Raw genomic sequence first — 22,889 nt, 5'->3', positions numbered from 1 at the left:
CGGCCGATCGGTGAAGCCAGATCTGAGGCTGGAACTCAAATAATTGACCGATGAATCTTGAATTGCTTAGGGTGTCGGCATGGCCCGCACCAAGGAGTTCGATCCCACCAGGGCCCTGGACGATGCCATGCGCCTGTTCTGGGACCGCGGCTACGAGGGCACCTCGACTGCCGATCTGGTCACCGGGACCGGAGTGTCGCGGGCCAGTCTGTACGCGACGTTCGGCAATAAGCGCGAGCTGTACCTGGCCTGCCTCGACCACTACCTGGCCGGCGCCGGCCTGCCTGCCCCGGAGGAGGTGGCGGCCGGGGCCGACGGCGGCCTCGCGGCCGTACGGGCCCTGATGCAGGCGGCGGCGGAGGGGATGGGCGACCAAGGGGCACCGGCAGGCTGCTTTTCGGTCAATGCCACCGTGGAGCACGGGGCCGTCGATCCTGAGATCGCGCGGCGACTGGAAGTCAACCGGGTCCGGTTCGAGAGCACCCTGCGCGGTGCCCTGCTGCGGGCCCGGCGTGAGGGCGACGTGCGTGCCGACCTCGACGTCGACGGGGCGGCGAGCATGCTGTTCGCCCTCACCACCGGACTGCGCGCGGTGGCCCGGGCCGGCCCGGGCCAGCGACAGCGCCTGGATGCGGCGGTAGCCACGGCCATGAGGCTCATCGCGAACTGATTGCCCATAAGACGTGGTCCTCTTTTGTGCCCTTATTCGAGACTGAACGATCTTAAATTATCGCCGAACTTGGCCGCTACCGCACCCAGGCCGTGCCGGGGCGGACCGTCACGAGTTCATCCACAGAAACACCCGAAGGCCCCACTCGCCGGGGCTCGGAAAGAGGTCACCCATGACAATGCACGACCACCGCGGCCACCCGCTCACCAGTGACCGCACCACGCTCGGGGACGTGACGCTGCACCACCACTCCGGCGGCAGCGGTCCTGCTGTCGTTCTGCTGCACGGCATCCCCAAGACCAGCCACCACTGGCGTCTCCTGGTACCGCACCTGACCCCCGATCACGCCGTCGTGGTTCCGGACCTTCGCGGCTTCGGCGATTCCAGCCATCCCGTCGACGGGTACGACGTCGCGACACTCGCCGACGACATCGCCGCCCTCATGGCGACACTGGGACATCAGCAGTACGCCGTGGTCGGCGAGGACTGGGGAGCGGTCGTCGGATACCAGCTCGCGGCCCGGCACCGCGACCAGGTCACCAGCCTCACCTTCATCGAGGCGCTCATGCCCGGTTTCGGATTCGAGGACCACACCCTGCTCAGTCCCGAGAACACGCAAGGCCTGTTCTTGCCGCACGTCGGCTTCTACTTCATGCCGGACCTGCCGGAACTGCTGATCGCCGGGCACGAACGCGAACTTGTCGAGGCGACCATCACCGGTGAACGCACGGTCCCGGGCTCGGCCCCCGCCGAGGTGATCGACGAATACGTGCGCTGCTACTCACATCCCGACGGCATCCGGTCCTTGCTGTCCGTCTACCGCGCCATGCTCACCGACGCGGAGCAGAACCGCCGCGCCCGCCAGCAGCCGCTGCGTGTCCCGGTGCTCGCGATCGGCGGGAACGCATTCATCGGTTCCCGCAACGAAGAGGTCATGAAACTGCTCGCCCAGGACGTCCGGGGCCACGTCTTCAACTGTGGTCACGACCCCGCCGAGGAAGTTCCGGACGAGGTGGCAGGGGTGCTGGTGCCGTTCCTCGCCCCATGACCCGTTCCGGCCGCGCACCTGGCTCGCCTCGTCCACGTGCCCTCAGCTCGGGTGCCCCGGCGGGGAACGCCGGGGCACCCGGGCACGATGGTCAGTTGCTGGCGGCGAGAGCACGTTCGATGAGCCTTGGGTCTCCGAGGGAGGCCGGGTGCCGGAGCATGTAGGAGACGCTGTTGAAAGCCTCTGCAACAGAAGGATCGCTCAGCGTGGCAGACATGATCTGCTGCAGTGCCCACCGCTGCTGGGCCACCTGTTCGGGCACGTCGGTGCCACGCGCCGCGTCGAGGCGCTCGGAGTCGCCGCCCGCAGAGATCGCCCAGGCCGCGTCCACGACCACTTGCTGGCGTTCGAAGAAGCTGATGGCCGGGACGGACAGGTCGGTCTCGTCGATCAGATAGGCCGAGAGGCAGGAGGCGTGCAGAGCCGCGGAACTCATGCCCTGACCGTAGATCGGGTTGAACGACGCGACGGCATCGCCCACCGCGACGAGCCGGGCCGGGAAGTGGCTCAGATGGGCGAAATCGCGCCGCCGGCTCTCCGCCTGGTGATAGGTCACGATGTCCCGGGTGAGGGGACCGCTCGCGGCCGTGGCGAAGACACTCGGCAGACCCGCGCAGATTTTCCTGAACTCATCGGCTGTACGGCCCGGCCGGGCTTCGTCGTAGCCCATGAGCATGACGATCCACTGGTCGTCCTCGATCGCGTTCGCGGCCGCCACGGACACGCCTGCGTTGGCGTGACCCGGCGAGAACAGGCTCAGCGCACAGGTGATCGGCAGGTCCGGAGCCTTGTCCGCACGGGCGAACACGGCGGTCGTGTAGTTGATCGGCGACTCCAGCCGGGTCAGCTGTGGACGGTCGAAGTCAGCCGCCGCCACCCAGTCCGACAGTCGGCTCGGGCGACCCATCGCATCCACGGCGAAGTCCGTCCGCAGCATCTGGCTGGTGCCTTCGGCGACGTAGTCGATCCCACTCACCACGCCGTCGGTGTACCGCAGTCCGGTGGCCCGCCCATGCCGGACCGAGACGTTCGGCAGCGCCAGGACCTTCGCGCGAATGGCGGCTTCGATCAGATGCCTGCTGGCACCCAGCAGTTCGAAACCGGCGCCTGCGTCGGCCTGGCGGTGCCCGTCCAGCAGGGTGGCCGTCGCCTCGGACCCGGACAGCAGGGCGCCGGCATCCAGCGTCTCCTGAGTGAAGCCGGGCAGCCACCGCTCCAGCCACAGGCGCCCTGCGGGCAGGAGCGTGTGCACCTGCTGATCCTGTGGCGTGCTCGTGCGGGCGCCGGGCCGCGCCGGGAGTTCGTCGCGCTCGAGGATGACCACCTGTCGAGCGTGATCGGCGAGCACCCGGGCTGCGAGCAGCCCCGCAATGCTGCCGCCGAGCACGGTGGCGGTCTCGAAGAGGACCAGGGGCTGCGCCGGCGGACGTGCCTGGACCAAAGCGTCGAAGTCGGAGATGAACGATTCGGGCACGGAAGGACCTTGTCGGTAGAAGACGGTATAAGTCAGCAGAAGGGGATGACGACCGTTGAACCTAAGCGCCCGGGGTGAGCAATTCCGGCATATGCCCGCCTCGTCGGCTGCATCTGCGTGCCAATCGACTCCGTGCGTGAATGCGCTACTGTCCGGCGTTCCCCCTATGCAGGAGAAGCAGAGCCAATGGGCGAGGGCGACTACGGGCGGTTCGACGTCGACATTCACGTGGCGTACGCGGACGAGAACCGCAACCACATGCTGCTCGCGGAGTGGCGACGGCAGGCGGGCGAGAGCGTCCCGCCACCGCCCCTGCGTTTGCCGCGGGTGAGTCAGGGCTCGTACGCCGTGCGTATCCGTAGGACGATGCTGCACGATCTAGTTGTCGAGGAGCAGTACAGCGACGCCATTGCCGGCAGTACCGGCGGAACCGGCGGTCATCTCCAAGACCGTGTGGTCAGCCATTTCACCACCAGCGGGCAGTGGCTCTTCCGTTCTGCGCGCCGGACCGCCGCTGTGGGACGGGGCAGTGCGTACATCCGCCGCAACGACGAGCCTTGGGATTTTGAGGTGAGCCGTGGCACCCGCGCGCTCATGCTGCACATACCCATCGAGGAGGTGCAGTTGCGCCCGGGTTGGGCAGCCGCATCGGCAGAGCAGGACTCACCGGCCTCGCGGCTGCTGCTTGCCCACCTTCGCGCCTGCATCGAGATCGGGGACGGTATCGGCGTCGCGGCTCGCAACGCCACGCTCGAATTGTTTCGTGGGCTCCTGGCCCACCAGGTCATCGATGACGAACCGCTCTATTCGGCGGTGGCCCGAGCCGCGCAGGAGTGCGTCGACGAACGTCTGCTCAGCGAAAAGGATCTCAGTCCGGCCGTGATCGCCGGGCAGCTGCACGTCTCCGTGCGCACACTGCACCGCGCCTTTGCCGCCGAGGGTAAGTCGGTCATGGGGTACGTGCGGGAACGACGTTTGGCCCGGGTGAACGCGGAGTTGGCCACCACGTCGTGGACGATCTCCGAACTGGCCGCTCGCTGGCATTTCAGCAGTGAAAGTCACCTGATCAGGTCCTTCCGGCAGCGTTTCGGCGAGACGCCGGCCGGCCGGCGGGGACGAACACGGCCGGTAGGCCTCACCCGGGCAGGAAGAGCACCGAGCCGACCCAGCGAGTTGCCGGCTTCAGAATAGAGGCCCGGTCGCCGCCGCCAAGGTTTCACCGGGAAAGGAAACCCAGGACGCACCAGCCCAGCTGAGCCAGGTGTTGGAGAAAAACCGTCTTCGCCGGGCTTGGATGACGGTTGCGAAATTCACTGGGGCGGAACAGCACCTTGTGATCCGACCCGGGACCGGGCCGGATCACTGGGGGTGTCCTAGCCTTGCGGTGCTTTCACCCTCACGAAACCGAGCAAGAAGTCACGGAGACTCCGCTGGCAGAGCCTGACCCTTGGAACCCGAACTCGGTGCTCGCTCCCACTGCCAGGCTTCCGTTCCAGGAAGCATTGGCGACCTTGTTGCCGCCACTGAGAGCACCGTTCCACACGCTGGTGATGGAGGTTCCCGAGGGCAGGAGCATGGTCACCGACCATGCCTTGACCGCGGCCGAACCGGCAGTCACCTTGACCGAACCGCTGAAACCACCGTTCCAGGAGCTGGCGGTGGAGTAGACCCCCGTACACGCACCACTCGGGGGATTTACCGTGGGGGACGCCGTCGGCTGGGTGGTGCTGGTCGGGGTCACGGTGGGGGTGGGGGGCGGACCACCGTAGATGCTGGCCGTCTTGGCCGTGGACTTGATGCCGTCAGCTCCGCCGAAGATCCGGGTGCCCCACGAGGTGAACGCGGTCGGACCAAAATGGCTGACCCCGTCGAGGTATTCGACCCCGCCGCCATTGCCTGACCATGACCAGCCGTAGTAACCAATGCCCAGGCGGGTGGTCTCTGCCATGATCGTGTCCTCGTCCGGGTCGCCGTCCGAATGCATGTTGCCGAACTCGCCTACGATGATGGGGAGATTCTTGCTCGTGAATGCGGCCAGGTAGGCCTGGACCTCGCTTGCGGTGTCGAACACGCCGTACATGTGGACCGAGAAGACGGTACGGCTCGTTGCCGATGTTCAGCTGGACGTAGTCCTCCTGGCCGATCAGGGCCGACTTGACGCTGATCCAGTAATCGGCGGCCGAGTCGAGTGATGAGGCCGCGCCCTCCTCGCCGTAGCCGGTGGTGTCGTGCACCTCGAGCATGCAGATCAGCTGGTTCGCCTTGCACTGGCTGACGATTGAGCTGACCTCGTCGGTGCCGGATGGTCTGCACCAGCCGCACGAGCCGGTTTGTCTCGATCGCATCCAGGAAGCAGGCTGCGGCCTCGTCGCTCATGGCCTCACCCTGCCCCTGCGGGTGAGTTCCGCAATCGATGAGCTGTTCAGAACGGACGAAGTTCGTGCAGCTGAGATGCAGACAACGGGGTTCGGGTTCCGACCTGCTCGCCGCGTCGCGGCGCGACAGTTCCTGGGCCGCGGCAAGGGCGGTGAGGGCCGGGGGTGGCCATGCCTCCCTCGGTCGCGGTGCCGGTGGGGCTCCACTCGTACAGTTCGCGATCTGTGTTTTCGGCCTCGAGCACGAGAGAACCGTCGGAGCAATCGAAGAAGCGGAAAGCCACGACCAGTGAACTCAGTTCGTCGAAGGCGGGATCGAATTTCTCGAGATGCCCCAGGAAGACGGCTATCTGCTGAGCCCGGTCCCGATGAGGTCAAGGTCGCCAGCCATCCGGCTGCACAAGACCTGGTATCTTCCGGGACCGCAGGCGACCTGAGCCCAATAGCGCGCCAGGACGGTCGCGTTGGCTACCAGGTCGGGAATACGCCGGAGCACGACCGGCGCTGCGTTGATCGTGAGCAACCCCCCTGCACCAGGATCGCTGATCGATGGACAGCGCAGCCCCCGTCGCGCAGCAGAGCCACGGAGCCGGCTCGTGACCGCTGCCGCGCGCACGCTGGTCCGTCAGCCGGCCCCGGCCACGCCGCCGATGTTCGACCCGCTGGCCGAAACCGTACGTCTCTTCGGCGCGCATGGTTCTGTCGGGACCCGGACTGACGCCGGCGGCGACTGGGGTCTGTGGCTTTCCAGCTGCCCCGGCGCGGTGATGCACCTCATCTCCTCCGGGACCGTTGGGCTGGAGGTCCCGCACGAACCGCGCCGGCTGCTGCGGACGGGCGACGCGGTGCTGTTGCCGCGGGGCACGGACCACGGGCTGTCCAGCGGCGAAGGCGTACGGATGGTGCCCTGCGATCTCGTCGCCGCCTCCCGGGCCCGTGACCGGGGCGGCGTGCTGCGACTCGGATCCGGACCGGTGTCGGCCCGGTTCATCACGGTGAACTATGACCTTGACCCCGCGGTGAGCCAGACGCCGGTGTCGATGCCAGGAGCCGTCCTGCATGTGGAGGCGGCCCGCAGTCGCAATCTGGACGCGACGATCGCTCTGTTGCGTGACGAGCTCTCGTACCCCGAGATCGGCGCCACCGCCGCGGTCAACAGCCTCGTTGATCTGCTGCTCGTGCAGTTTGTCCGGGCACTCGGAGCCGGGGGCGCCGCTCCCGCCGTTTCGCCCTGGCTGACCACGGTGAACGACCCGGTGGTGCGCGATGCTCTCGCCCTGATGCACCGGCGTCCCGCGTATCCCTGGACCACAGCCGATCTCGCCTCGGCGGTCCGGGTGTCGCGAGCCACCCTGAGCCGCCGTTTCCCCGCCGCGCTCGGTATGTCTCCGGGGGCCTACCTGACGTCGTGGCGGATGGACGTGGCCGCCGTCCGCCTTCGCGACACCGATGACCCGATCGACGTCGTAGCCGAAACCGTGGGTTACGGTTCGTCGCACGCCTTCCGCCGTGCGTTCCAGCGGGCTCGCGGGCAATCGCCGCTGCGCTACCGCGCCGTGTCCCGGATGGCCTCGCTGTAACCATCCGGGACTGCGCTCAACGCGAGCGGCGCCGGCCTCAGTTGCTGGTCGTCGGCATCATTCGCTGGTCTCCATGACGAAACCGCGTGGCTCACCGGTCAGGGAAGCCTTGGCTGCCGCACCGTATTCGTCCGCCACGATCTCGATGCGGCGGGCCTCGATACCGTCCAGCGCGGAGTTGACGATGTCGGCCGGGTCGTTCATCACGGCAGCCGGGTTGAACGCCTTCATCGTCTCGGTTCTCGTCGGCCCGAAGATCAGCCCCGAAACAAGGGTTTGCTGCTTCGCCAGCTCGAGCCGGATTCCATTGGTCAGGCTCCACTGTGCGGCCTTGGCCACCGCGTAGGAGTTGTTGCCGTCGAAACTCATCCAGGACAGATTCGACAGCACGTTGAGAATGGCGCCACCGCCGTTGGCGCCCAGCACCGGTGCGAACGCGCGGACCATATTGAGGGTGCCGAAGAGATGTGTCTCGACGACCGTCCGGATCTGCTCCAGGTCGCCATCAAGGAGATCCTGGCCCAAGGAGACGCCCGCATTGTTGATCAGCAGGGTCACGTCGCCGGCGGCCTCGGCGGCTGCTGCCACCGACGCCGGGTCGGTGATGTCCAGGCGCAGCGGTACGACGCCGGGCAGGTCGACGAGCTCAGGGCGTCGCGCGGCCGCATACACCTTTTTCGCCCCGCGCTGCAGCAGGTGCTCAGCGAAGAGGCGACCGAGGTCACGACCGGCGCCGGTGACCAGTGCCGTGCATCCCTGTATGTGCATGATTCTCCTTGTCCAACGGGCATCTTCCGGTCGATCGTAGGAATTCGGCCGGGGCGGACGAGTGGTCGAATGCCTCAGGACCGTGACCATCTGCCTCTGATTTCAACGCCCGGCCCGCGGTCCGCCGGCCCTTCGGTCCTCGCCGTCATGGGCATATGTGACCGGCCCCATGCCCGCCAGGGCGGAGTGTGCGAGATGCCGGCCGGCCTGAACCTGCATTCCGCGGACGGCACCCAGGTGCGCCTGCGTCTTCCGAAGTACCTGATCGCCGTGCGTGTGTGAGTGGTGCGACATGGAAGTGGAGCGTGACCTGCGACCGCCTCGCGCCCACCGAAAATGAATACTTGCCCAAAATTTTGGACGCGCAGGTCCGAGCTCAGGCGGTCAGGTCCAGGGGCGCGGCGGTCAGTTTCATCGCGTAGGTGCTGGGGGTTGTCGGCCAGTTGCCCGTACGCTCGCGGTGAGTGAGGAGCACTGGTGATCAACCATCTGGTTCTGTTCGGCGCAACCGGCGACCTGGCCGGCCGGTTTCTGCTGCCCGCGCTGGCCCGGCTACTGGCTGCGGGTGACGTGTCGCCGGACCTGCAGGTTGTCGCGGCCGCACCGCAGGAGTGGGATGACGCTACGTTCCGTGAGCACGCGGCGTTCCGTCTTCGCGAGCACGCGGAGGGCTTGTCGGAGGACGACTCGCGGGCCTTCCTGGATCGGCTTCATTACCAGCGGGTGGATTTCGCGGATCTGAGCAGCGTTCGCCAGGCGGTGCACGGGTTTGCCGACACCGCACCGGTGGCTGTGTACCTGGCCCTGCCGCAGGGGCTGTTCCAGACGGCCACTCGCGCCCTCGGCGCCAGCGGCCTACCCCACGGCAGCCGGATCGCCGTGGAGAAACCGTTCGGTGAGGATCTGGCCGGCGCGGTCTCGTTGAACGCGTTGCTGTCCGAGGTGCTGCCGGAGGCTCCTGAAGCAGTCTTCCGGGTGGACCACGCGCTGGGGATGCCCGGTACACAGCACGTGTTGGCCTTACGCAGCGAAGATGCGATGCCTGCCTCCATCTGGGACGGCGCCCACATCGAGCAGATCGAGATCCTCTGGGAGGAAACTCTGGGTCTGGAGGGGAGGGCGGACTTCTTCGACCGGACCGGGGCGCTGCGGGACGTGATGCAGAATCACATGATTCAGGTGCTGACCGTAGTCGCGATGGAACTTCCCACTCCGGCGACGGAAAAGGATCTTCGTGATGCCAAGATCGAGGTGCTGCGTTCGGCCCGCGCTCTTCCCGAGTCCCGCCGGGCCCGGTTCACAGCTGGGACCCTGGCGGTCAGCGGCACCGACGTCACGGCGTACGTGCAGGAAGACGGTGTCGACCCGTCCCGACATACGCAGACCTATGCGGAAGTGACGATGCACGTGGATCAGCCCCGTTGGTCCGGGACACGGTTCTTGTTGCGAGCTGGTAAGGCCCTGGCGAACGACCGCAAGGGCGTCCTCATCCGCTTCCGTCCGGAGAGCGGCCGGGACTCGTTGTGGATACCGATGGACGGGCCGCCCGGGTCGATGGACGGCGAACTGGTCGCCTATGGAGCGGTGCTCCTGGACGTGCTTTCGGGGAGCAGCCGCTTGTCGGTCAGTGCCGAGGAGTCTGAGCAGGCCTGGCGGGTCGTCGAACCGGTGTTGCACGCGTGGGCCCGGGGCGTGGTGCCCTTGCTGGAGTACCCGGCCGGCTCCTCCGGCCCCGCGAACCCATTTCCCGATCGCTGATGAGCCGACCGACCCCTTCCGCCGGGCATCCGCAGCTGTGCCGACGGCCGCCCTGGATCTGGAAAAGTGGCGGCACCATGACCATCATCCGCAAAGGGCCTCAGGCCGGGAGAACGCGCTGACGCTTGGCGTAGGCGGCCGGGAGTTCCCGGACCTCGACGCTGGTCTCCACCTCGGGCCGTAACCCATCAGCCAGGGCGGCCAGGATCAGGTCCGCGAGACGCTGCCGGGTCTCGGGCGATCGTCCGACGAGAAGACGCAGCTCCGCATGCACGAAGCTGGTCTCCGGCCCCTCGTGGCCCACGAGGTCCCGCTCGGCCTGGATGACCCGGGACTTCAGGTTGATCGGCTCCCGCACCTCTCCGGAGTCGAGCATGGCGAGGTGCGCGTTGCGGAGCATGAGGTCCTGCTCGGAGGCGGACAGTCCGGCTCCGACGTGGATGGTGAGGTGCGGCATGGCGCCACGATAGCGAGGGCGAACGGACGTGGACCACGCACCGGGGGAGTCGCGGCCGCTTCGGCGGGCCTTCGGACTCACCCCGCTGTCTGTCGGGCCAGTTCTCCCGGACCAGCATCGGGAGAATATGAGGTGGTGGGGGCTTCCCATGTTCGATAGAGGCGCCTGCCCTTCTGCCGAGACGACATCCGACGCGTCCGGGCGGGGCGCCGGGCTTGATGAGGTAACAGCCCGGACCTCCGCTCATCGGCCGGCACATCGACGACACGAACGCCTTGCGACGGTATCGATTGCGGAGGACATGCGGACCCTTGGCCTCCAACTCTGTCCGTAGAAGCTGGAGCGCCAGTTCAGAGTCGTAACCTTCGCCGGACGCTTCTGCTGCTTGACGGAATTCTGAACCGATCGGGAAACTTTCGCGCCCAGAGACTCGTCCCATGCATGAAATACGGCCTAGTTGGCGTTCTCCCAGTCAAGCTCCCCATCGGTCACCACCGGCACCGCACCCATCAGGGGCAGCGGCCGTCGATCCTGAACAGATGCGGCGACCTCCACCAGGAACTGCTGCAGACTGGGGGAGACGACCGGGTCCTCGTCCGCGTCGACCTTGTCCCAGTAGCGCACGCACCCCTGAAACGACCCCGGACGCTGATCCACGAAAAGGCCTCCGCCCGAACCGTTGGCGGCGATCAGCACGTACTCGTCCAGCCACGTGCCCATCACGTCGCCGGCGGTCCCGGTCTCAGGCGGGTCCAGGTCCAGGTCAAAGGTCAGCTGCCAGATGTCGCGGATCATCTCGGTGTTGTCGACGGCTTCGTCCAGGCTCAGGGGCAGGCACCGGGGCAAGGGCGAACCGTTGTACTCGGGGGTGGTTCCCCCGTGAAGTCCGAACCAGGTCACCGTGCTGGGCAGAAGCGGTGAGCGCAGCACCTGCTGCGCCGACTCAAGGTCCAGCTCTCCCGGCGGCAGGATGGAGGCTCTCGTCGCCGGGGCGTGCTCCTGGAGCACGGCAAGGTAGTCGGTCCAGGCCTGGCTCAGCTCGTTCATGCCCCAGATCCTGGCCTATGTCCCGTTCGGCGGTCATCGTAGCCTCACGCGAAATCCAGCCTCTGATGGGACTGTCCGCACAATCGCGGACAGTCCCATCGTCGCCCGGGGGTTCCGGGTCAGTTCGAGACGGTGGCCAGGCGGGCCTTGAGCCCCTGGCCGTAGGCGGTCGCGGTGCCGTTGTAATCACTGATCAGCGAGGGGCCGCTGCCGCAGTCCCAGGTGTTCCAGGTCCAGCCCAGGTAGCTGACGGAATGGGCGTCGGCCCAGTTCATCAGGCCGTCGACGAACCCGTGGGCGCAGTCATTCTCCCCGAACTCGCCGAACATCAACGGCACCTGGGCGGCGACCGGGGCCAGCTGGCTGTCCCAGCAGGACGTCGAGGCACAGGTGTTGAAGTTGTAGACGTGTACCGCCGCGACCAGGTTGTTCAGCGGGTCGGTCGGCTTGTAGGCCAGCCACTGGCTCAGGTCGTTGGAATAGGCCAGGCCGCCGAGCACGATCACATTGGTCGCGCCGGTGGCCCGGACCGAGTTCACCAGGGTCTGGAATCCGGCCACCGAATAATTGATCCCGGCGCAGGTGCCACCGTCGCGCCAGCATTTCCAGCCGGACGTGGCATCACCGGTCGCGCGTTCCGGATACGGCTCGTTGAACAGGTCGAACACAACCGCGTCATTGCCCTTGAAGGCATTTGCGACACCGGTCCAGAAAGCGGGCGAGTACTGCGTGTCCGGCATCGGCTTCTGGCAGACCGAGGCCACGTCTGAGCAACCGGAGGAATTACCGGTGTAGGCGCCGTAGGTCCAGTGCAGTTCGACGATGGGGGTTATCCCGTTGTCGATGAGGAGCTTGACATAGCGCTTCACCTCGTTCTGATAGGCCGCCCCGCTGTATTCCGGAACCGGATTGCTGGTGGTGCCCAGCCAGCATTCCTCGTTCAGCGGTATCCGGACCGTGCGGACCTTCCAGGTCCGCATCGCGGTCACCGAGGCCTGGTCCATCGGGCCGTCCCAGATGCCGGTGCGGTTCTTGATGCAGGCGAACTCTCCACCGGACCGGTTGACACCGTAGAAGCGGTACGGCGTGCCGGCCGCGGTCAGGACCTGGTTACCGGACACGTGCAGCGCCGGTGCGGCCCCCGGGGTCGCCGGCGTGGTGGGGGTCGGCGAGGCGGTGGGCGACACCGTCGGTGAGACGGTGGGACTGGCTGAGTTGCTCGGGGTGGTGCTGGGGGTGGGGGTGCTCGTGCCGCCGGTGCACAAAACTCCGTTGAGCTTGAACGATGTCGGAGCCGGGTTGGTGCCGCTCGAGGATCCGAGGAACCCCAGGGAGACGGACTGGCTGGTCGGCAGGGCAGCGTTCCAGCTCGTGTTCACCGCCTTGACCTCGGTCCCGGACTGGGTCCAGGTGGCGCTCCAGCCCTGGGTGACCGTCTGGCCGGTGGTCGGGAAGGCGAAGGTCAGGGTCCATCCGTTGATCGCGTCGCCGAGATTGCGCACGGTGAGCGCGCCCTGGAAACCACCGGCCCACTGGTCCTGGACCTTGTAGTCGACCTGACAGCCGGCGGCGGCCTGGGCCGTCGGTATCACTGGGGCCAGAGCGGCTGCCGCGAAAATCCCGACGGCCAGCCAAGCAGTTCGTCGCCACATGGAGCGTCCTCGATCCAAAGGAGATTTGCCATCGCGCACGCCCGATGGCAATGAAAATTTTTCATTCATCGATTGCCGTACAGGGCGCGCGAAACCTTATGGAAACCATTGCTTGGGAGCGCTCTCATGTCAATAAGAAAGGCAGCCCCAAGGCTCACTTCGACATCTCCTTGGCGATGACCAGAGCCCTGCTACAGGCGCAGTCGTCTGGCATCGACAAAAGGTTGCCCCACATTCCGGAAAATTTTGAGACGGATTCTGCGTTCGGGGACACGAACGCCCGGCGGCAGGGTTGTCTTGCCGATGCATCAAGGGCGTGGAACCATTCAGCTAATGCTTGCCCAGCCTGCACGAGGTCGTGCAGGTCGTCAAAGGAGACGACAACGGCCAAGAACATGACCATGGCGAAGGTCGCCGAGGAAGCGGGCGTTTCTCCGGCCACGGTCTCTCGTGTGTTGACGGGTTCGGCGCAAGTGAGTGACACCACTCGACGGCAGGTTTACGCGGCGGTCTCCCGCCTCGGATACCTCCGCCGCGGTGAGCGACCCGGCGACAGCCGGCATCCACCGATCATTTCCGCGGTGATCTGCGAACCCACCACCCGGATGTTCAACGACCCCTTCTTCGTGCGCTTCATCAGCGGGGCGGAGACCTATCTGTCCGGGCGCGGGGTTCCGTTGCCGCTGATCTCGGCGGCCAGCCCGGTCTTCGCCTCGACGGAAAAGCACCTTCTCGGAGGGGGCTCGGACGGAGTGCTGCTGGTCTCCGTGCACGGCCGGCATCCGCTGGCCCTGACCCTGGCCGGTACCCGGCTGCCGATCCGCGCGGCCGGCCGGCCGGCGGAAGACGTGCGCATGCCGTTCGTCGACGTGGACAACCGCGGCGGCGCCCGGGCCGCGGTCGAGTTACTGCTGAAGACCCGGAAAAAGATTGCCCTGATTACCGGCCCGGCCGATCTGCCGGCCGCCCGGGACCGGCTCGCCGGCTACCTCGACGCGCTCGCCGCAGTCGGCCAGCCACCTCTGGTCGCGTCCGGGGACTTCACCCCGATGGGTGGCAAGAATGCCATGCGGCTGCTGCTGGATCAGGCCCCGAACCTGGACGCGGTCTTCGCCGCCTCGGACCCGATGGCCATGGGCGCCATGGCGGCCCTGCGCCAGGCCGGTCGGCGGATCCCCACCGATGTCGCGATGATCGGCTTCGACGACGTGACCGCATCCGCGTTCACCGATCCGCCCCTGACCACGGTTCGTCAGCCGGTCGAGCGACTCGGGGCGCTGGCCGCCGAATTGCTGTTCGAACAGGTGGTGTCCGGTGGCGGGCCCGCCGATGACCAGATTCTCGATACCGAACTGGTCATCCGCTCCTCCACCTGAGACTTCCCCGGAGAACCCACGTTCGGTGGTGACCGACTCGTCCTCAATTACCCCCTGGACGCCCCATCCAGCGAAAGCCCCGCCTCGACCGAAACTTTCGGTCGGGGCGGGGCTTCGGTGGTACTGCCGGTAGCGCCGAGAGCAGCTACCGGCAGCCGGCGGCCCTCAGATCACAGCGCCGGGTAGGCGTTGGCCAGGAGCTGACGGAACTGGGCCGAGAACCAGGCCCCGGAGACCGGGGCGTTGGGCAGGGCGCCACTCAGGCTGTTGCCGTTGCGGCCGTTACCGGTGTAGGTCGGGTCGCACATCCGGTCGAAGCCCTTACCACCCGGGTTGTCCGCACCGGTCGGCACCAGCGAGCTGGAGCCGTCCGACTCACCCGGAGGCTTGATCCAGGTGTAGGCATCGATTCCGCTGGCCGGTGCGGCCTTCGGGCGCTCGCCGAGGCCGGCGCCGCTCTGGTTGCACCAGTTACCAGCGTGGATGCGCCGGTCGATCCGGGAGGCGTCCACGTAGGTGTTCAGGTCGGTCGAGGTGCTGGCCGCGGTCGGCCGGGCGGAACCGCCCCAGCCGTTGCGGGAGGTGTCGATCAGCATCCCGATGTTGGAGTTGAACCCGGCCGAGATCAGCTGGTTGCGGAACCCCTGGGCGAAGGTCAGCTCGTCGGTGTACTGGTTCCAGTCCACCCACTTCGACTGCCGCACGCTGGTGCCGTTCACAGTGGTGCTGATCTTGACGAACGGCTCGTTCAGGGCCGAGTAGTTGGCCGTGTTGGTGATGAAGCCGTCCACCGTGTTGACGCCGCCGGTGGCCTTCTTCGCGGTGTCGGCGAACATCGTCGCCGCCGGGGCGAAGTTGCTGTCCCAGCCGAGCCAGCCGTGGTGCGCGGCGTCGATGTAGTTGTAGTTGTTCGTGCCCGCCGCGTGCAGTTTCGAGAGGGCGTAGGCAATACCGGTCGAGTAGTTGCCGTTGGCCAGCATCGTCCGGCAGGCCTCGGTGGCCCCGGCGGCGCTGCCCGCGTTGGTCACCAGGTTCGGCAGCGAGTCGATCTCGACGATGTTGACGATCCGGATCGAGGCGTACTTCGGGTCGGCCTCGATCGCCGCGATCGGGTCGATGTACTCGGTCTTGTAGCGACCGATCTCCGTCGGGCCGAGCTCACCGTTGGACGCCAGCGCCGCGCAGTCCCGGCCGGGCAGGTCGTAGATGACGAACTGAGCCAGGGTCGCGCCCTGGGCCAGCGCCCGGTCGAGGTGCCCGCGCAGGCTGGTGGCATAGCCGGAGCCGGACGGAGCGGTGATCGAGGCAATGCTGTCCAGCCAGACACCGGTCGGCTGGTTGGAGACCGCACTGCCGCCCGGCTCGGCCGCCGCCTTGGCCGACCAATCCGAGTTGACGTACCACTTCGCACCCACGTAGGGGTTGTCGAGGTGGGCGCCGGGCTGAGCGGTGGTGGTCGGCGTGGGGTTGACCGTGGGTGAGACCGTCGCCGTGGGCGAGACGGTCGGGGAGACCGTGTTCGTCGGTGTCGGCGTCGGGTTGGTGGTACCGCCGTTGCAGGCGGTTCCGTTCAGGGTGAAGCTGGTCGGCTTGGCGTTGGTTCCCGAGTACGTGCCGTTGAAGCCGACGTTCGTGCTGGCACCCGCGGCCAGGCTGCCGTTCCAGGCGCTGTTGACGATCTTGACGTGCTTTCCGGTCTGGGTCAGCGTGCCGCCCCAGGCCGAGCCGCCCACCTGGTTGCCGGCGTAGTCGAACTCCAGCGCCCAGCTGGTGATCGGGTCACCGGAGTTGGTGATGTCGATGCTGGCGGTGAATCCGGAGTCCCAGGAGTTCGCTGCGTACGCGACCGAGCATCCGGGGGCGGCGGCTGCCGTACCGATCGATACCAGCGAAATCCCTCCGCTGACCACTGCTACGGCCGCGGCAGCGGCCAATATCCGGTGCGAGCGCAGGCGTCCCACACCCTGCTTTAACCTGTTCATGCAATTCTCCTGATGGCTCGATCCACCGCAACGGCGAATGACCGCGACGGACCTTGGGTCAGCTGTACCGGTGACGCTGTCGTTGTTCCGAGCGCCGACAAGCGCTACGAGCAGGTTGCGGAGACGTTTCACCGATGTCAATGGAGAGCTCTTCGGCTTTGTGAACCCAGAGAAAAGAACCGTCGGAACGATTCGTCGTACCCTCGCTGAGCTGGAACGAAGCATCGGCAGCGGCCGCTGTGGAGCTCAGATCGAGGCTCTCGCCGGGCGGGATCTTATGAAATTCATTCATGCCGGAGCGGTGCTGGGTCAGTCCGACCCGGGCTGGCCCAGTAGGTGCCATTAGCCAATAGGGTGACTTCATGGCAGACCCCCAGAGGTGAATGCGTCTGATGGTTCTACAGGGAAAATTAGTGACCCTCTCGTGCTGGGGCTGGCGTTCCCCTCTCTGCTGGGCGCTGGGCTTCGGGAAGGCCCACCGGAGGCGCTGACTGCTGGAGCGGCCGGCTCCGAATGGGTGCGCGGAATACACCGATAGGTGACGCCTCTGGTCTCCCAGGCTGTGCAGGTCGCGTCATGGGAGTCGACGTGATCGCCGGCGAGCGGTTCGCCGCTGAGGATCCGCTGACCCAGCGCAGCGGCCACGAAGGCCGGCCATCTTCGTGGTCGTGATCAGGCGATCCCCCAGCTCTCGGCGGGGATGGATGGCCTGATCACGAACCAGGACAGTGAGGCCTCCGCGCCAGACGAACGGACCTTCCGGCGCCGATCAGGCAGGTGTCACCATCTACTTCAGGTGCCGGGCGAAGAACCGGTTCGCGGAGTCCCCCTCGAATGCCGGAACGCCCGTGTGTCCGCCCATATTGGCGTGCAGCGTCTTCTCCGTGGAGCCGAGGGCGTCGAAGAGGTCCAGCGCCTGCTGGCGATCATTGTTCTCGTCGTCCCACTGCAGGAGGACCTGCACCGGAACGGTGACCTGACGGGCGTCCTCAAAAATGACGCGCGGCACGAAGCTTCCGGCGAACAGGACAGCCGCCGTGACGCGTGGCTCGACCATCGCCAGCCGGACTCCGATGGAGATGATCCCACCGGAATACCCCACTGGTCCTTCGATCTCGGGCAGTGCGAGCAGGGAGTCGAGAGCGGTCTGCCATTCCGGAACCGCCTGGTCGGCCAGCGGGAGGACGAGCCGGTCGACGATGTCGTCCGTGACCGGCTCACCGGCCGCCAGCGCCCCGCGCAGATCGGCCCGGGCCTGCTCGGCGTCCGGGGACGGAGGCCGATCCCCGCTCCCGGGCAGCTCGATGGTGGCCGCGGCGAAGCCCTCGGCCACCGCGTGCCGGGCCCGCCCGGCCATGCGGGGATACATCCGGTTCAGTCCGCCGGGATGGCCGACCAGGATCAGGGGCGCCGGCGCAGGGCCGGACGGAGAGGTCCACAGGATGCCGGGAATGTCGCCGAGGATGAAACGACGCTCGAGGACGCCGTCGTCGAGCTGCTGTTCAGAGATGACACGCATGGTCGTACCCTTCGGAAGGCCTTGGAAACGGCGCTCCCGGACGACCTATCGCCCGACCATGACCCCAGGAGGGAGCACCCATGTCGATGTGTTCACAGGTACCACCTCCTTGTTCTTCTGGCCCGGCCTGCCGGGAAACATAGCAGGGGGCGTCGTGAGCGACAACCGGGTTATTGGGGGGCCGGGCGTCGAGGCATCGGTGCAGAGCCGGTGCACCGACCGGCCCTCGCCGGCTGACGGCGGAGCCAGCACTATGCCCCGGCCCGTAGCGGCACCTGCCATTCACTTCGTCGTCACGTCGTAGTCGTCGACGACAGCGGTCGGGCCTGCCCGACCCACATCGATCATACCCGTCGGTATTCCCGATAATGCTTGATGCGGAAATGGTTTGGGGATCTGCCACGATGCGGACCACCGATCGAAGTGCGCAGTTGTGTCCGGATCATTACTTTTCGCAGGTTTAATCTGAATTCCTGCCCTTGATCGATCCCGGCCACGTATCTTCCTAAGTGCGACCCGGACGATGGGAACCTCGCCGGTACGTCGCACCTCCGTCGATCGGTCAATGCGGCCCGCGGCGCCCTTGCGTGTTCAGTCTCTGTGCGAGAGGGCCACTCATGGCTATCGACACCACGATTGTCGTGCCGACGTACAACGAGTCCGGCAATGTTCCCGAGCTGGTGCGCCAGCTGCGCGAGGCCTTCACGGGCCGCGAGGCCGAGATCCTGTTCGTCGACGACTCCACCGATCTGACTCCTGCGGTCATTCTCGAAATGCAAAGGCAACAAGTAGCTTTGAGTGGTTCGTCATCGGGTACGGATGATCCGGGCCCGACCGTGCGCCTGATCCACCGTGAGGCCGGGCAGCGCACCGGAGGCCTGGCCGGTGCGGTGACGATCGGGATTGCCGCGGCCGAGGGCAATTTCGTCGTGGTCATGGATGCCGACCTCCAGCATCCACCAGCCATGGCGCCGTTGCTGCGCGACCGTGTCACCACGGCCGGCGTCGATCTGGTGGTGGCCAGCCGGTACGACGGGTCCGGCGACGCCTCCGGTCTGGGATCTGGCTGGCGACATCGAGTTTCGGGCACCAGCACCCTGCTCAGCCGTGCCCTGTTCCCTCGCCGCGTGGGAGCCAGGTGCACCGACCCGATGACCGGCTTCTTCTGTCTGCGCCGCGATGCCGTCGATCTCACCCGGCTGCGTCCGCGGGGTTTCAAGATCCTGCTCGAGATCCTGGTCAGTCATGACGTGAGCGTCTACGACCAGCCTTTCGTCTTCGGGCATCGCCTCACCGGCGAGTCCAAGGCGTCGTGGCGCAACGGCCTCACCTTCGTGCACCAGTTGCTGTCCCTGCGGTTCAACCGGGCCTTCCGGTTCGCCGCGGTGGGTGCGCTGGGGCTGGTGGTCAATCTGCTCATCATGGCCGGACTGCTCGGTCTCGGTACCGACTACGTGGTCGCCTCGATCCTGGCCACTGAGGCCACCATCGTCCACAATTTCGTTCTTCAGGAGCGGTTCGTCTTCGAGCCGCACCTCGGCACCGCACCGTTGCGGTTCACCCGTAGGCAACGGGCCTGGCGTTCGCTCGTCTACAACAACCTCGACGCGCTGTCCCGGCTGCCCCTGCTCGTCGGGCTGGTCGAGGTGGCCCGCTTGCATTCGGTCGTCGCCCAGTCGCTGACCCTGGCGCTCTCTTTCGTCGCCCGGTTCCTGTTCATGGCGAAGTTCGTCTACGAGCCCCAGGTCCAGATCCCCGTCCTCGCCCGCCCGGCCACGCAAGCGCAGCCGAACCTGGTGGACGAGGGGATGGCGTCATGACCGACACGACGATCCGCACGGATACGGCCGAGGCATTCCGGTGGCCGCGGCCACCGGGCGACGACGAGAAGTACCGGTATCTGGCTGCTCCTCAGCACCGCTGGCTGTTCGTCGCCGCGGCCATGGCCTTCGGTGGGGTGGCTTTCAGCTTCGCCGGTCTGGCTGCGCGCAACATGTGGACCGTTCTGTTCTTCATTCCCCTGGTCCTGCTGATGCTCGAACAGATCATCAGCCTGCCCACCTCCACGCTGCGCCGGCGCGTGACCCTGCCCGATCATCAGTTCCTGGTCGAGACCTACGCTCCCGGCCAGTACCCGTCCGTCGACGTGTTCCTGCCCACCGCCGGTGAAGACCCGGCGATCCTGGAGAACACCTACCAGCACGTCGCCCGGTTGCAGTGGCAGGGACCGCTGTTCGTGCACGTGCTCGACGACGCCGCCCGGCCCGAGGTACTCGATCTGGCGGTCCGTTTCGGGTTCCGTTACGTCGCGCGTCCGGGGTCGGAGTTCAAGAAGGCCGGCAACCTTCAATACGCTTTCACCCGGACCAGTTCCGACTTCATCCTGCTGCTCGACGCCGACTTCGTCCCCCGCCCGGACTTCCTGGCCGAGACGATCCCGTACTTCCAGGCTGAGAGCGTCGGCATCGTGCAGACGCCCCAGTATTTCGAGACCCCGCGGTCGATGCACTGGCTCGAACGCTGTGCCGGTGCCACCCAGGAGTTGTTCTTCCGCCAGATCCAGCCCTCCCGCGACTCCGCGGGCGCCGCCATCTGCGTGGGCACCTCCGCGGTCTACCGGCGCTCGGCGCTGCAGCAGATCGGTGGTTTCCCGCTGATCGGGCACAGCGAAGACGTCTTCACCGGGGTTCTGCTGGGCCGTCAGGGTTTCGAACTGCAGTACGTGCCGGTCCTGCTCAGCCGGGGACGCTGCCCCGACGACGTGCGCGCATTCCTGGCCCAGCAGTACCGCTGGTGCGAGGGCTCGATGTCGCTGGTCGCCGACCACGACTTCCACGCCGAGCCCAGCATGACGAACCGTCAGCGGCTCAGCTTCTGGGCCGGGTTCCTCTACTACATCACCACCGCGATCAATGCCGTCGTGGCACCGCTGCCCCTGCTGGTGATGGTCTGCTTCTTCCCCGGCTCGATCGTGGCCACCAACATGCTGCCGCTCCTGGGTGTTCTGCTGCTCTGGCTCGTCGTGCTCCCCGTGGTCAGTCAGGCCCGCTGGCGTCCTGACGTGCTGCGTGTGCAGACCCTGTACGGCTTCGCCCACCTCCTGTGCATCACCGACATGCTGCGCGGGCAGACCGCCGAATGGGTCGCCACCGGCGCCGATCACGCCCGCGCCACCACCGGCACCCAGGCCTCCCGGCGGTCCGTGGCCGATCGGGTCGCTCTCTTCATGACCCCCTGGCTGGTGCTCACCCAACTGGCCGCTTTCGTCGGACTGACCCACGGCGTCCTCAGTGACGGATTCACGCACTACTGGGCCAACCTCGTCTTCGCCCTGTTCAGCGCCTACATCTTCGTTCCGGTGGCCTGGGAGGGCCGGAAGGTGCTGCGGGGCCGTCCGGAACACCGTTCACAGGCCGAGATCGTCACGGCGCCGGCGGTCGTCATCCAGCTACCGATCCCCACGGCCCATCCGAGCGCCGTCACCCCCGGAGGCACCCCATGAGCCGACTCAGCCTGGTCGGTGACGGTAACGCTCTCGGTCATCCGGTCCGTACACCTCTGTGGCGTGCGGCTCTGGCGTCCTTCCTCCCGGAGGCCGCCCGGACCCGGGCCGACGTCTGGCTCGCGCGGCTGCCCTTGGCGGGGGTTCTTCTTCTCCAGGGAATCATCGCCGTCCGGCTGAACAACACGGCCTTCCAGGACGAGGCGCTGTACATCCACACCGGGCACTCGATCATCGACGCCTGGCGCGGAGGTGAAGCGATCTACGGACATCCGGAAGATTTCTTCTCCGGGGCGCCCACCCTGTATCCGTTGCTGGCGGCCGTGCTCGACAGCCTGGGCGGGCTCACCCTGGTGCGACTGTTCTCCGCGTTGTGCATGCTCAGCGCCACCGTGGCGGTCCACTGGGCCACCAACCTCATGTTCGGCGACGACTCCCGGTTCCGCTGGACGGTCCAGCCGGGAATCTTCGCCGCCCTGGTGTTCTCGCTGAGTGCATCGGTTCTCTTCCTCACCAACTTCGCCACCTTCGACGCGCCCGCCTTCACCGCCCTGGCCTGGGCGATCGCCCTCGGGGTGGCCTCGGTCCGGCGCCCCTACACGCTGGTGTGGGCCGGAGCCGCCGGGCTGCTGTGCGCTCTGGCCGTCCTGCTCAAGTACTCCTCGGCGATCGACGTCCCCTTCGTCTTCGCCACGATCCTGGTGACGGGCTGGCGAGCGGCCCGGGTCCGGGCGGTCGGTGCGTCGGTGGTCGGCGGCCTGGTCTGCCTGGCGGCGCTGGTGGGTTCCGTGCTGACCTGGGCCCGGCCGCTGCTGGCGGGTCTGGGGTTCACCACCACCCACCGCTCGTCGATGATTCCCCAGCCACCGGCGCACCTCGTCTCGCAGGTGTTCTCGTGGGACGGCGCGCCGTTGCTCCTGATCCTCGCCGGGGCCCTGGTGTGCCTGCGTCGGCGGCCGATCCTGGTCACCCTCCTGGTCCTGGGCACCGTGGCCGCCCCGGCCGCCCAGATCCGGATGGGAGAGGCCACGTCGCTGCACAAGCACGTGGTGCTGGGGCTGGTGATCGGCGCGCCCCTGGCCGGCGTGGCGCTGGCCCGGCTCTGGCGCACCGGTGGGGGAGGCACCCTGGCCACGGTGGTGATCGCCTGGGCAACCTTCCTGTTCGGCGCCTCGCAGGCCCACACCATGTTCGGGAACTGGCCCGACACCACCGCGCTCAAGAACGAACTGGCCTACAGCATCGACGCGATGCCCTGGATCCGCATGGTCGGTGACACCCCCGAGCCCGTGCAGTACGCCCTCCAGGACCGCACCGAGAACTGGCAATGGACCTCCACCTACGACGGCAGCTTCTTCTACAAGGACAAGAGCGGTATCGACGCGTACCGGGCCGCCCTGGAAGACAACTACTTCCAGCTCGCCTACCTCGACGGATCACAACAGGCCAGTTCCCAATTGATGGACGAAATGGCTTCGTTCGGTTTCAAGGAGACGAGTGTGGTGCGCACCCCCTACACCGACCACGCGTGGCACATCTGGCAGCGGTTCGAAAAGCTGGACTGAACCAGAGGACGCGCGGACCGGGTCGGGTCCATAGGTCCAGCCCAGAAATTCTTGGGCCGGGCCTCTCAACCTTTCGGGCCGTTCAGCGCGTTTCTTGGGATGTGATCCCGATGAGC

19 protein-coding genes and 1 pseudogene are annotated in these 22,889 nt (G+C 66.8%); 10 read left to right on the top strand and 10 right to left on the bottom strand.

The window, feature by feature from the left end:
* Nucleotides 1-79 precede the first annotated feature (79 nt).
* Both LR393_RS14950 and LR393_RS14945 read left to right on the top strand, forming a co-directional pair.
* Nucleotides 80-670 carry a TetR/AcrR family transcriptional regulator gene (locus LR393_RS14950; RefSeq protein WP_231484517.1) on the top strand — a complete coding sequence of 197 codons (591 nt, stop codon included), beginning with the start codon at nt 80-82 and terminating at the stop codon, nt 668-670.
* 178 nt (nt 671-848) lie between these two features.
* Complete coding sequence (locus tag LR393_RS14945) at nt 849-1,718, top strand: alpha/beta fold hydrolase (protein WP_345718819.1); 870 nt, start codon at nt 849-851, stop codon at nt 1,716-1,718.
* Between the two features lie 91 nt (nt 1,719-1,809).
* Here LR393_RS14945 and LR393_RS14940 read toward each other — a convergent pair whose 3' ends face one another.
* Nucleotides 1,810-3,420: an FAD-dependent oxidoreductase gene (locus LR393_RS14940; RefSeq protein ID WP_231484515.1), complete on the bottom strand. Its 1,611-nt coding sequence runs from the start codon at nt 3,418-3,420 to the stop codon at nt 1,810-1,812.
* Between LR393_RS14940 and LR393_RS14935 the strand changes: the two genes are divergently transcribed.
* Nucleotides 3,379-4,383 (top strand): AraC family transcriptional regulator, encoded by a 1,005-nt coding sequence (locus tag LR393_RS14935; RefSeq protein WP_231484514.1) that lies wholly within the window; start codon nt 3,379-3,381, stop codon nt 4,381-4,383. The genes LR393_RS14940 and LR393_RS14935 overlap by 42 nt on opposite strands.
* A 205-nt stretch (nt 4,384-4,588) precedes the next feature.
* On the opposite strand, the gene LR393_RS37045 is transcribed toward LR393_RS14935, so the two are convergent.
* Nucleotides 4,589-5,263: a cellulose binding domain-containing protein gene (locus LR393_RS37045; RefSeq protein WP_231484513.1), complete on the bottom strand. Its 675-nt coding sequence runs from the start codon at nt 5,261-5,263 to the stop codon at nt 4,589-4,591.
* Between the two features lie 48 nt (nt 5,264-5,311).
* Nucleotides 5,312-5,537 (bottom strand): annotated as a pseudogene (locus LR393_RS37040) (cellulase family glycosylhydrolase); the annotation flags it as partial.
* Between the two features lie 680 nt (nt 5,538-6,217).
* Between LR393_RS37040 and LR393_RS14925 the strand changes: the two are divergent.
* Entirely contained in the window at nt 6,218-7,147 is a 930-nt protein-coding gene (locus LR393_RS14925) for a cupin domain-containing protein (protein ID WP_269327282.1), read from the top strand.
* Between the two features lie 57 nt (nt 7,148-7,204).
* Here LR393_RS14925 and LR393_RS14920 read toward each other — a convergent pair whose 3' ends face one another.
* Nucleotides 7,205-7,915 (bottom strand): SDR family oxidoreductase, encoded by a 711-nt coding sequence (locus LR393_RS14920; RefSeq protein ID WP_345718820.1) that lies wholly within the window; start codon nt 7,913-7,915, stop codon nt 7,205-7,207.
* A 147-nt stretch (nt 7,916-8,062) separates the two neighbouring features.
* On the opposite strand from LR393_RS14920, the gene LR393_RS35360 reads away from it, so the two are divergent.
* Both LR393_RS35360 and LR393_RS14915 read left to right on the top strand, forming a co-directional pair.
* On the top strand, nt 8,063-8,197 hold the full coding sequence (locus LR393_RS35360; RefSeq protein ID WP_269327237.1) for a hypothetical protein: 135 nt from the start codon (nt 8,063-8,065) through the stop codon (nt 8,195-8,197).
* 195 nt (nt 8,198-8,392) lie between these two features.
* A complete protein-coding gene (locus tag LR393_RS14915; protein WP_231484510.1) occupies nt 8,393-9,673 on the top strand; it encodes a hypothetical protein in 1,281 nt (426 codons plus the stop codon).
* 100 nt (nt 9,674-9,773) lie between these two features.
* Here the strand turns inward: LR393_RS14915 and LR393_RS14910 are convergent, their stop codons facing one another.
* The 4 genes from LR393_RS14910 to LR393_RS14895 all read right to left on the bottom strand — a co-directional run bounded on the left by LR393_RS14910 (nt 9,774) and on the right by LR393_RS14895 (nt 13,271).
* On the bottom strand, nt 9,774-10,130 hold the full coding sequence (locus LR393_RS14910; protein WP_231484509.1) for a tautomerase family protein: 357 nt from the start codon (nt 10,128-10,130) through the stop codon (nt 9,774-9,776).
* A 453-nt stretch (nt 10,131-10,583) separates the two neighbouring features.
* Nucleotides 10,584-11,177 carry an SMI1/KNR4 family protein gene (locus LR393_RS14905; RefSeq protein WP_231484508.1) on the bottom strand — a complete coding sequence of 198 codons (594 nt, stop codon included), beginning with the start codon at nt 11,175-11,177 and terminating at the stop codon, nt 10,584-10,586.
* Between the two features lie 119 nt (nt 11,178-11,296).
* A complete protein-coding gene (locus tag LR393_RS14900) occupies nt 11,297-12,829 on the bottom strand; it encodes a cellulase family glycosylhydrolase (protein ID WP_231484507.1) in 1,533 nt (510 codons plus the stop codon).
* 154 nt (nt 12,830-12,983) lie between these two features.
* A complete protein-coding gene (locus LR393_RS14895) occupies nt 12,984-13,271 on the bottom strand; it encodes a hypothetical protein (RefSeq protein ID WP_231484506.1) in 288 nt (95 codons plus the stop codon).
* Here LR393_RS14895 and LR393_RS14890 point away from each other — a divergent pair.
* Complete coding sequence (locus LR393_RS14890) at nt 13,225-14,205, top strand: LacI family DNA-binding transcriptional regulator (protein ID WP_407937322.1); 981 nt, start codon at nt 13,225-13,227, stop codon at nt 14,203-14,205. The genes LR393_RS14895 and LR393_RS14890 overlap by 47 nt on opposite strands.
* A gap of 170 nt (nt 14,206-14,375) precedes the next feature.
* On the opposite strand, the gene LR393_RS14885 is transcribed toward LR393_RS14890, so the two are convergent.
* Together LR393_RS14885 and LR393_RS14880 are read right to left on the bottom strand one after the other, a co-directional pair.
* Entirely contained in the window at nt 14,376-16,187 is a 1,812-nt protein-coding gene (locus tag LR393_RS14885) for a glycoside hydrolase family 6 protein (RefSeq protein WP_269327236.1), read from the bottom strand.
* Between the two features lie 787 nt (nt 16,188-16,974).
* Nucleotides 16,975-17,706 (bottom strand): dienelactone hydrolase family protein, encoded by a 732-nt coding sequence (locus tag LR393_RS14880; protein WP_231484504.1) that lies wholly within the window; start codon nt 17,704-17,706, stop codon nt 16,975-16,977.
* A gap of 617 nt (nt 17,707-18,323) precedes the next feature.
* Between LR393_RS14880 and LR393_RS14875 the strand changes: the two genes are divergently transcribed.
* Genes LR393_RS14875 through LR393_RS14865 form a run of 3 tightly spaced genes read left to right on the top strand, consistent with a single transcriptional unit; the run spans nt 18,324 to nt 22,773 of the window.
* The gene (locus LR393_RS14875) at nt 18,324-19,526 is read left to right on the top strand and encodes a glycosyltransferase (RefSeq protein ID WP_231484503.1); all 1,203 of its coding nucleotides are present in this window, start codon (nt 18,324-18,326) and stop codon (nt 19,524-19,526) included.
* Nucleotides 19,523-21,208: a glycosyltransferase family 2 protein gene (locus LR393_RS14870; protein ID WP_231484502.1), complete on the top strand. Its 1,686-nt coding sequence runs from the start codon at nt 19,523-19,525 to the stop codon at nt 21,206-21,208. The genes LR393_RS14875 and LR393_RS14870 overlap by 4 nt, the downstream gene beginning before the upstream one ends.
* Complete coding sequence (locus LR393_RS14865; RefSeq protein ID WP_231484501.1) at nt 21,205-22,773, top strand: ArnT family glycosyltransferase; 1,569 nt, start codon at nt 21,205-21,207, stop codon at nt 22,771-22,773. The genes LR393_RS14870 and LR393_RS14865 overlap by 4 nt, the downstream gene beginning before the upstream one ends.
* Nucleotides 22,774-22,889 lie beyond the last annotated feature (116 nt).

The sequence above is a fragment of the Kineosporia mesophila genome, assembly GCF_021129235.1.
Taxonomy (GTDB): Bacteria; Actinomycetota; Actinomycetes; order Actinomycetales; family Kineosporiaceae; genus Kineosporia; species Kineosporia mesophila.
The sequence above is the reverse complement of the archived record's forward strand: the minus strand, read 5'-3'. Positions and strand labels throughout refer to the sequence as shown.

Coding starts and splice junctions, on each gene's coding strand:
- LR393_RS14950 (WP_231484517.1), top strand. CDS start 80: ATGGCCCGCACCAAGGAGTTCGATCCCACCAGGGCCCTGGACGATGCC.
- LR393_RS14945 (WP_345718819.1), top strand. CDS start 849: ATGCACGACCACCGCGGCCACCCGCTCACCAGTGACCGCACCACGCTC.
- LR393_RS14935 (WP_231484514.1), top strand. CDS start 3,379: ATGGGCGAGGGCGACTACGGGCGGTTCGACGTCGACATTCACGTGGCG.
- LR393_RS14925 (WP_269327282.1), top strand. CDS start 6,218: ATGTTCGACCCGCTGGCCGAAACCGTACGTCTCTTCGGCGCGCATGGT.
- LR393_RS14920 (WP_345718820.1), bottom strand. CDS start 7,915: ATGCACATACAGGGATGCACGGCACTGGTCACCGGCGCCGGTCGTGAC.
- LR393_RS35360 (WP_269327237.1), top strand. CDS start 8,063: ATGGGCATATGTGACCGGCCCCATGCCCGCCAGGGCGGAGTGTGCGAG.
- LR393_RS14910 (WP_231484509.1), bottom strand. CDS start 10,130: ATGCCGCACCTCACCATCCACGTCGGAGCCGGACTGTCCGCCTCCGAG.
- LR393_RS14905 (WP_231484508.1), bottom strand. CDS start 11,177: ATGAACGAGCTGAGCCAGGCCTGGACCGACTACCTTGCCGTGCTCCAG.
- LR393_RS14900 (WP_231484507.1), bottom strand. CDS start 12,829: ATGTGGCGACGAACTGCTTGGCTGGCCGTCGGGATTTTCGCGGCAGCC.
- LR393_RS14890 (WP_407937322.1), top strand. CDS start 13,225: ATGACCATGGCGAAGGTCGCCGAGGAAGCGGGCGTTTCTCCGGCCACG.
- LR393_RS14885 (WP_269327236.1), bottom strand. CDS start 16,187: ATGAACAGGTTAAAGCAGGGTGTGGGACGCCTGCGCTCGCACCGGATA.
- LR393_RS14880 (WP_231484504.1), bottom strand. CDS start 17,706: ATGCGTGTCATCTCTGAACAGCAGCTCGACGACGGCGTCCTCGAGCGT.
- LR393_RS14875 (WP_231484503.1), top strand. CDS start 18,324: ATGGCTATCGACACCACGATTGTCGTGCCGACGTACAACGAGTCCGGC.
- LR393_RS14870 (WP_231484502.1), top strand. CDS start 19,523: ATGACCGACACGACGATCCGCACGGATACGGCCGAGGCATTCCGGTGG.
- LR393_RS14865 (WP_231484501.1), top strand. CDS start 21,205: ATGAGCCGACTCAGCCTGGTCGGTGACGGTAACGCTCTCGGTCATCCG.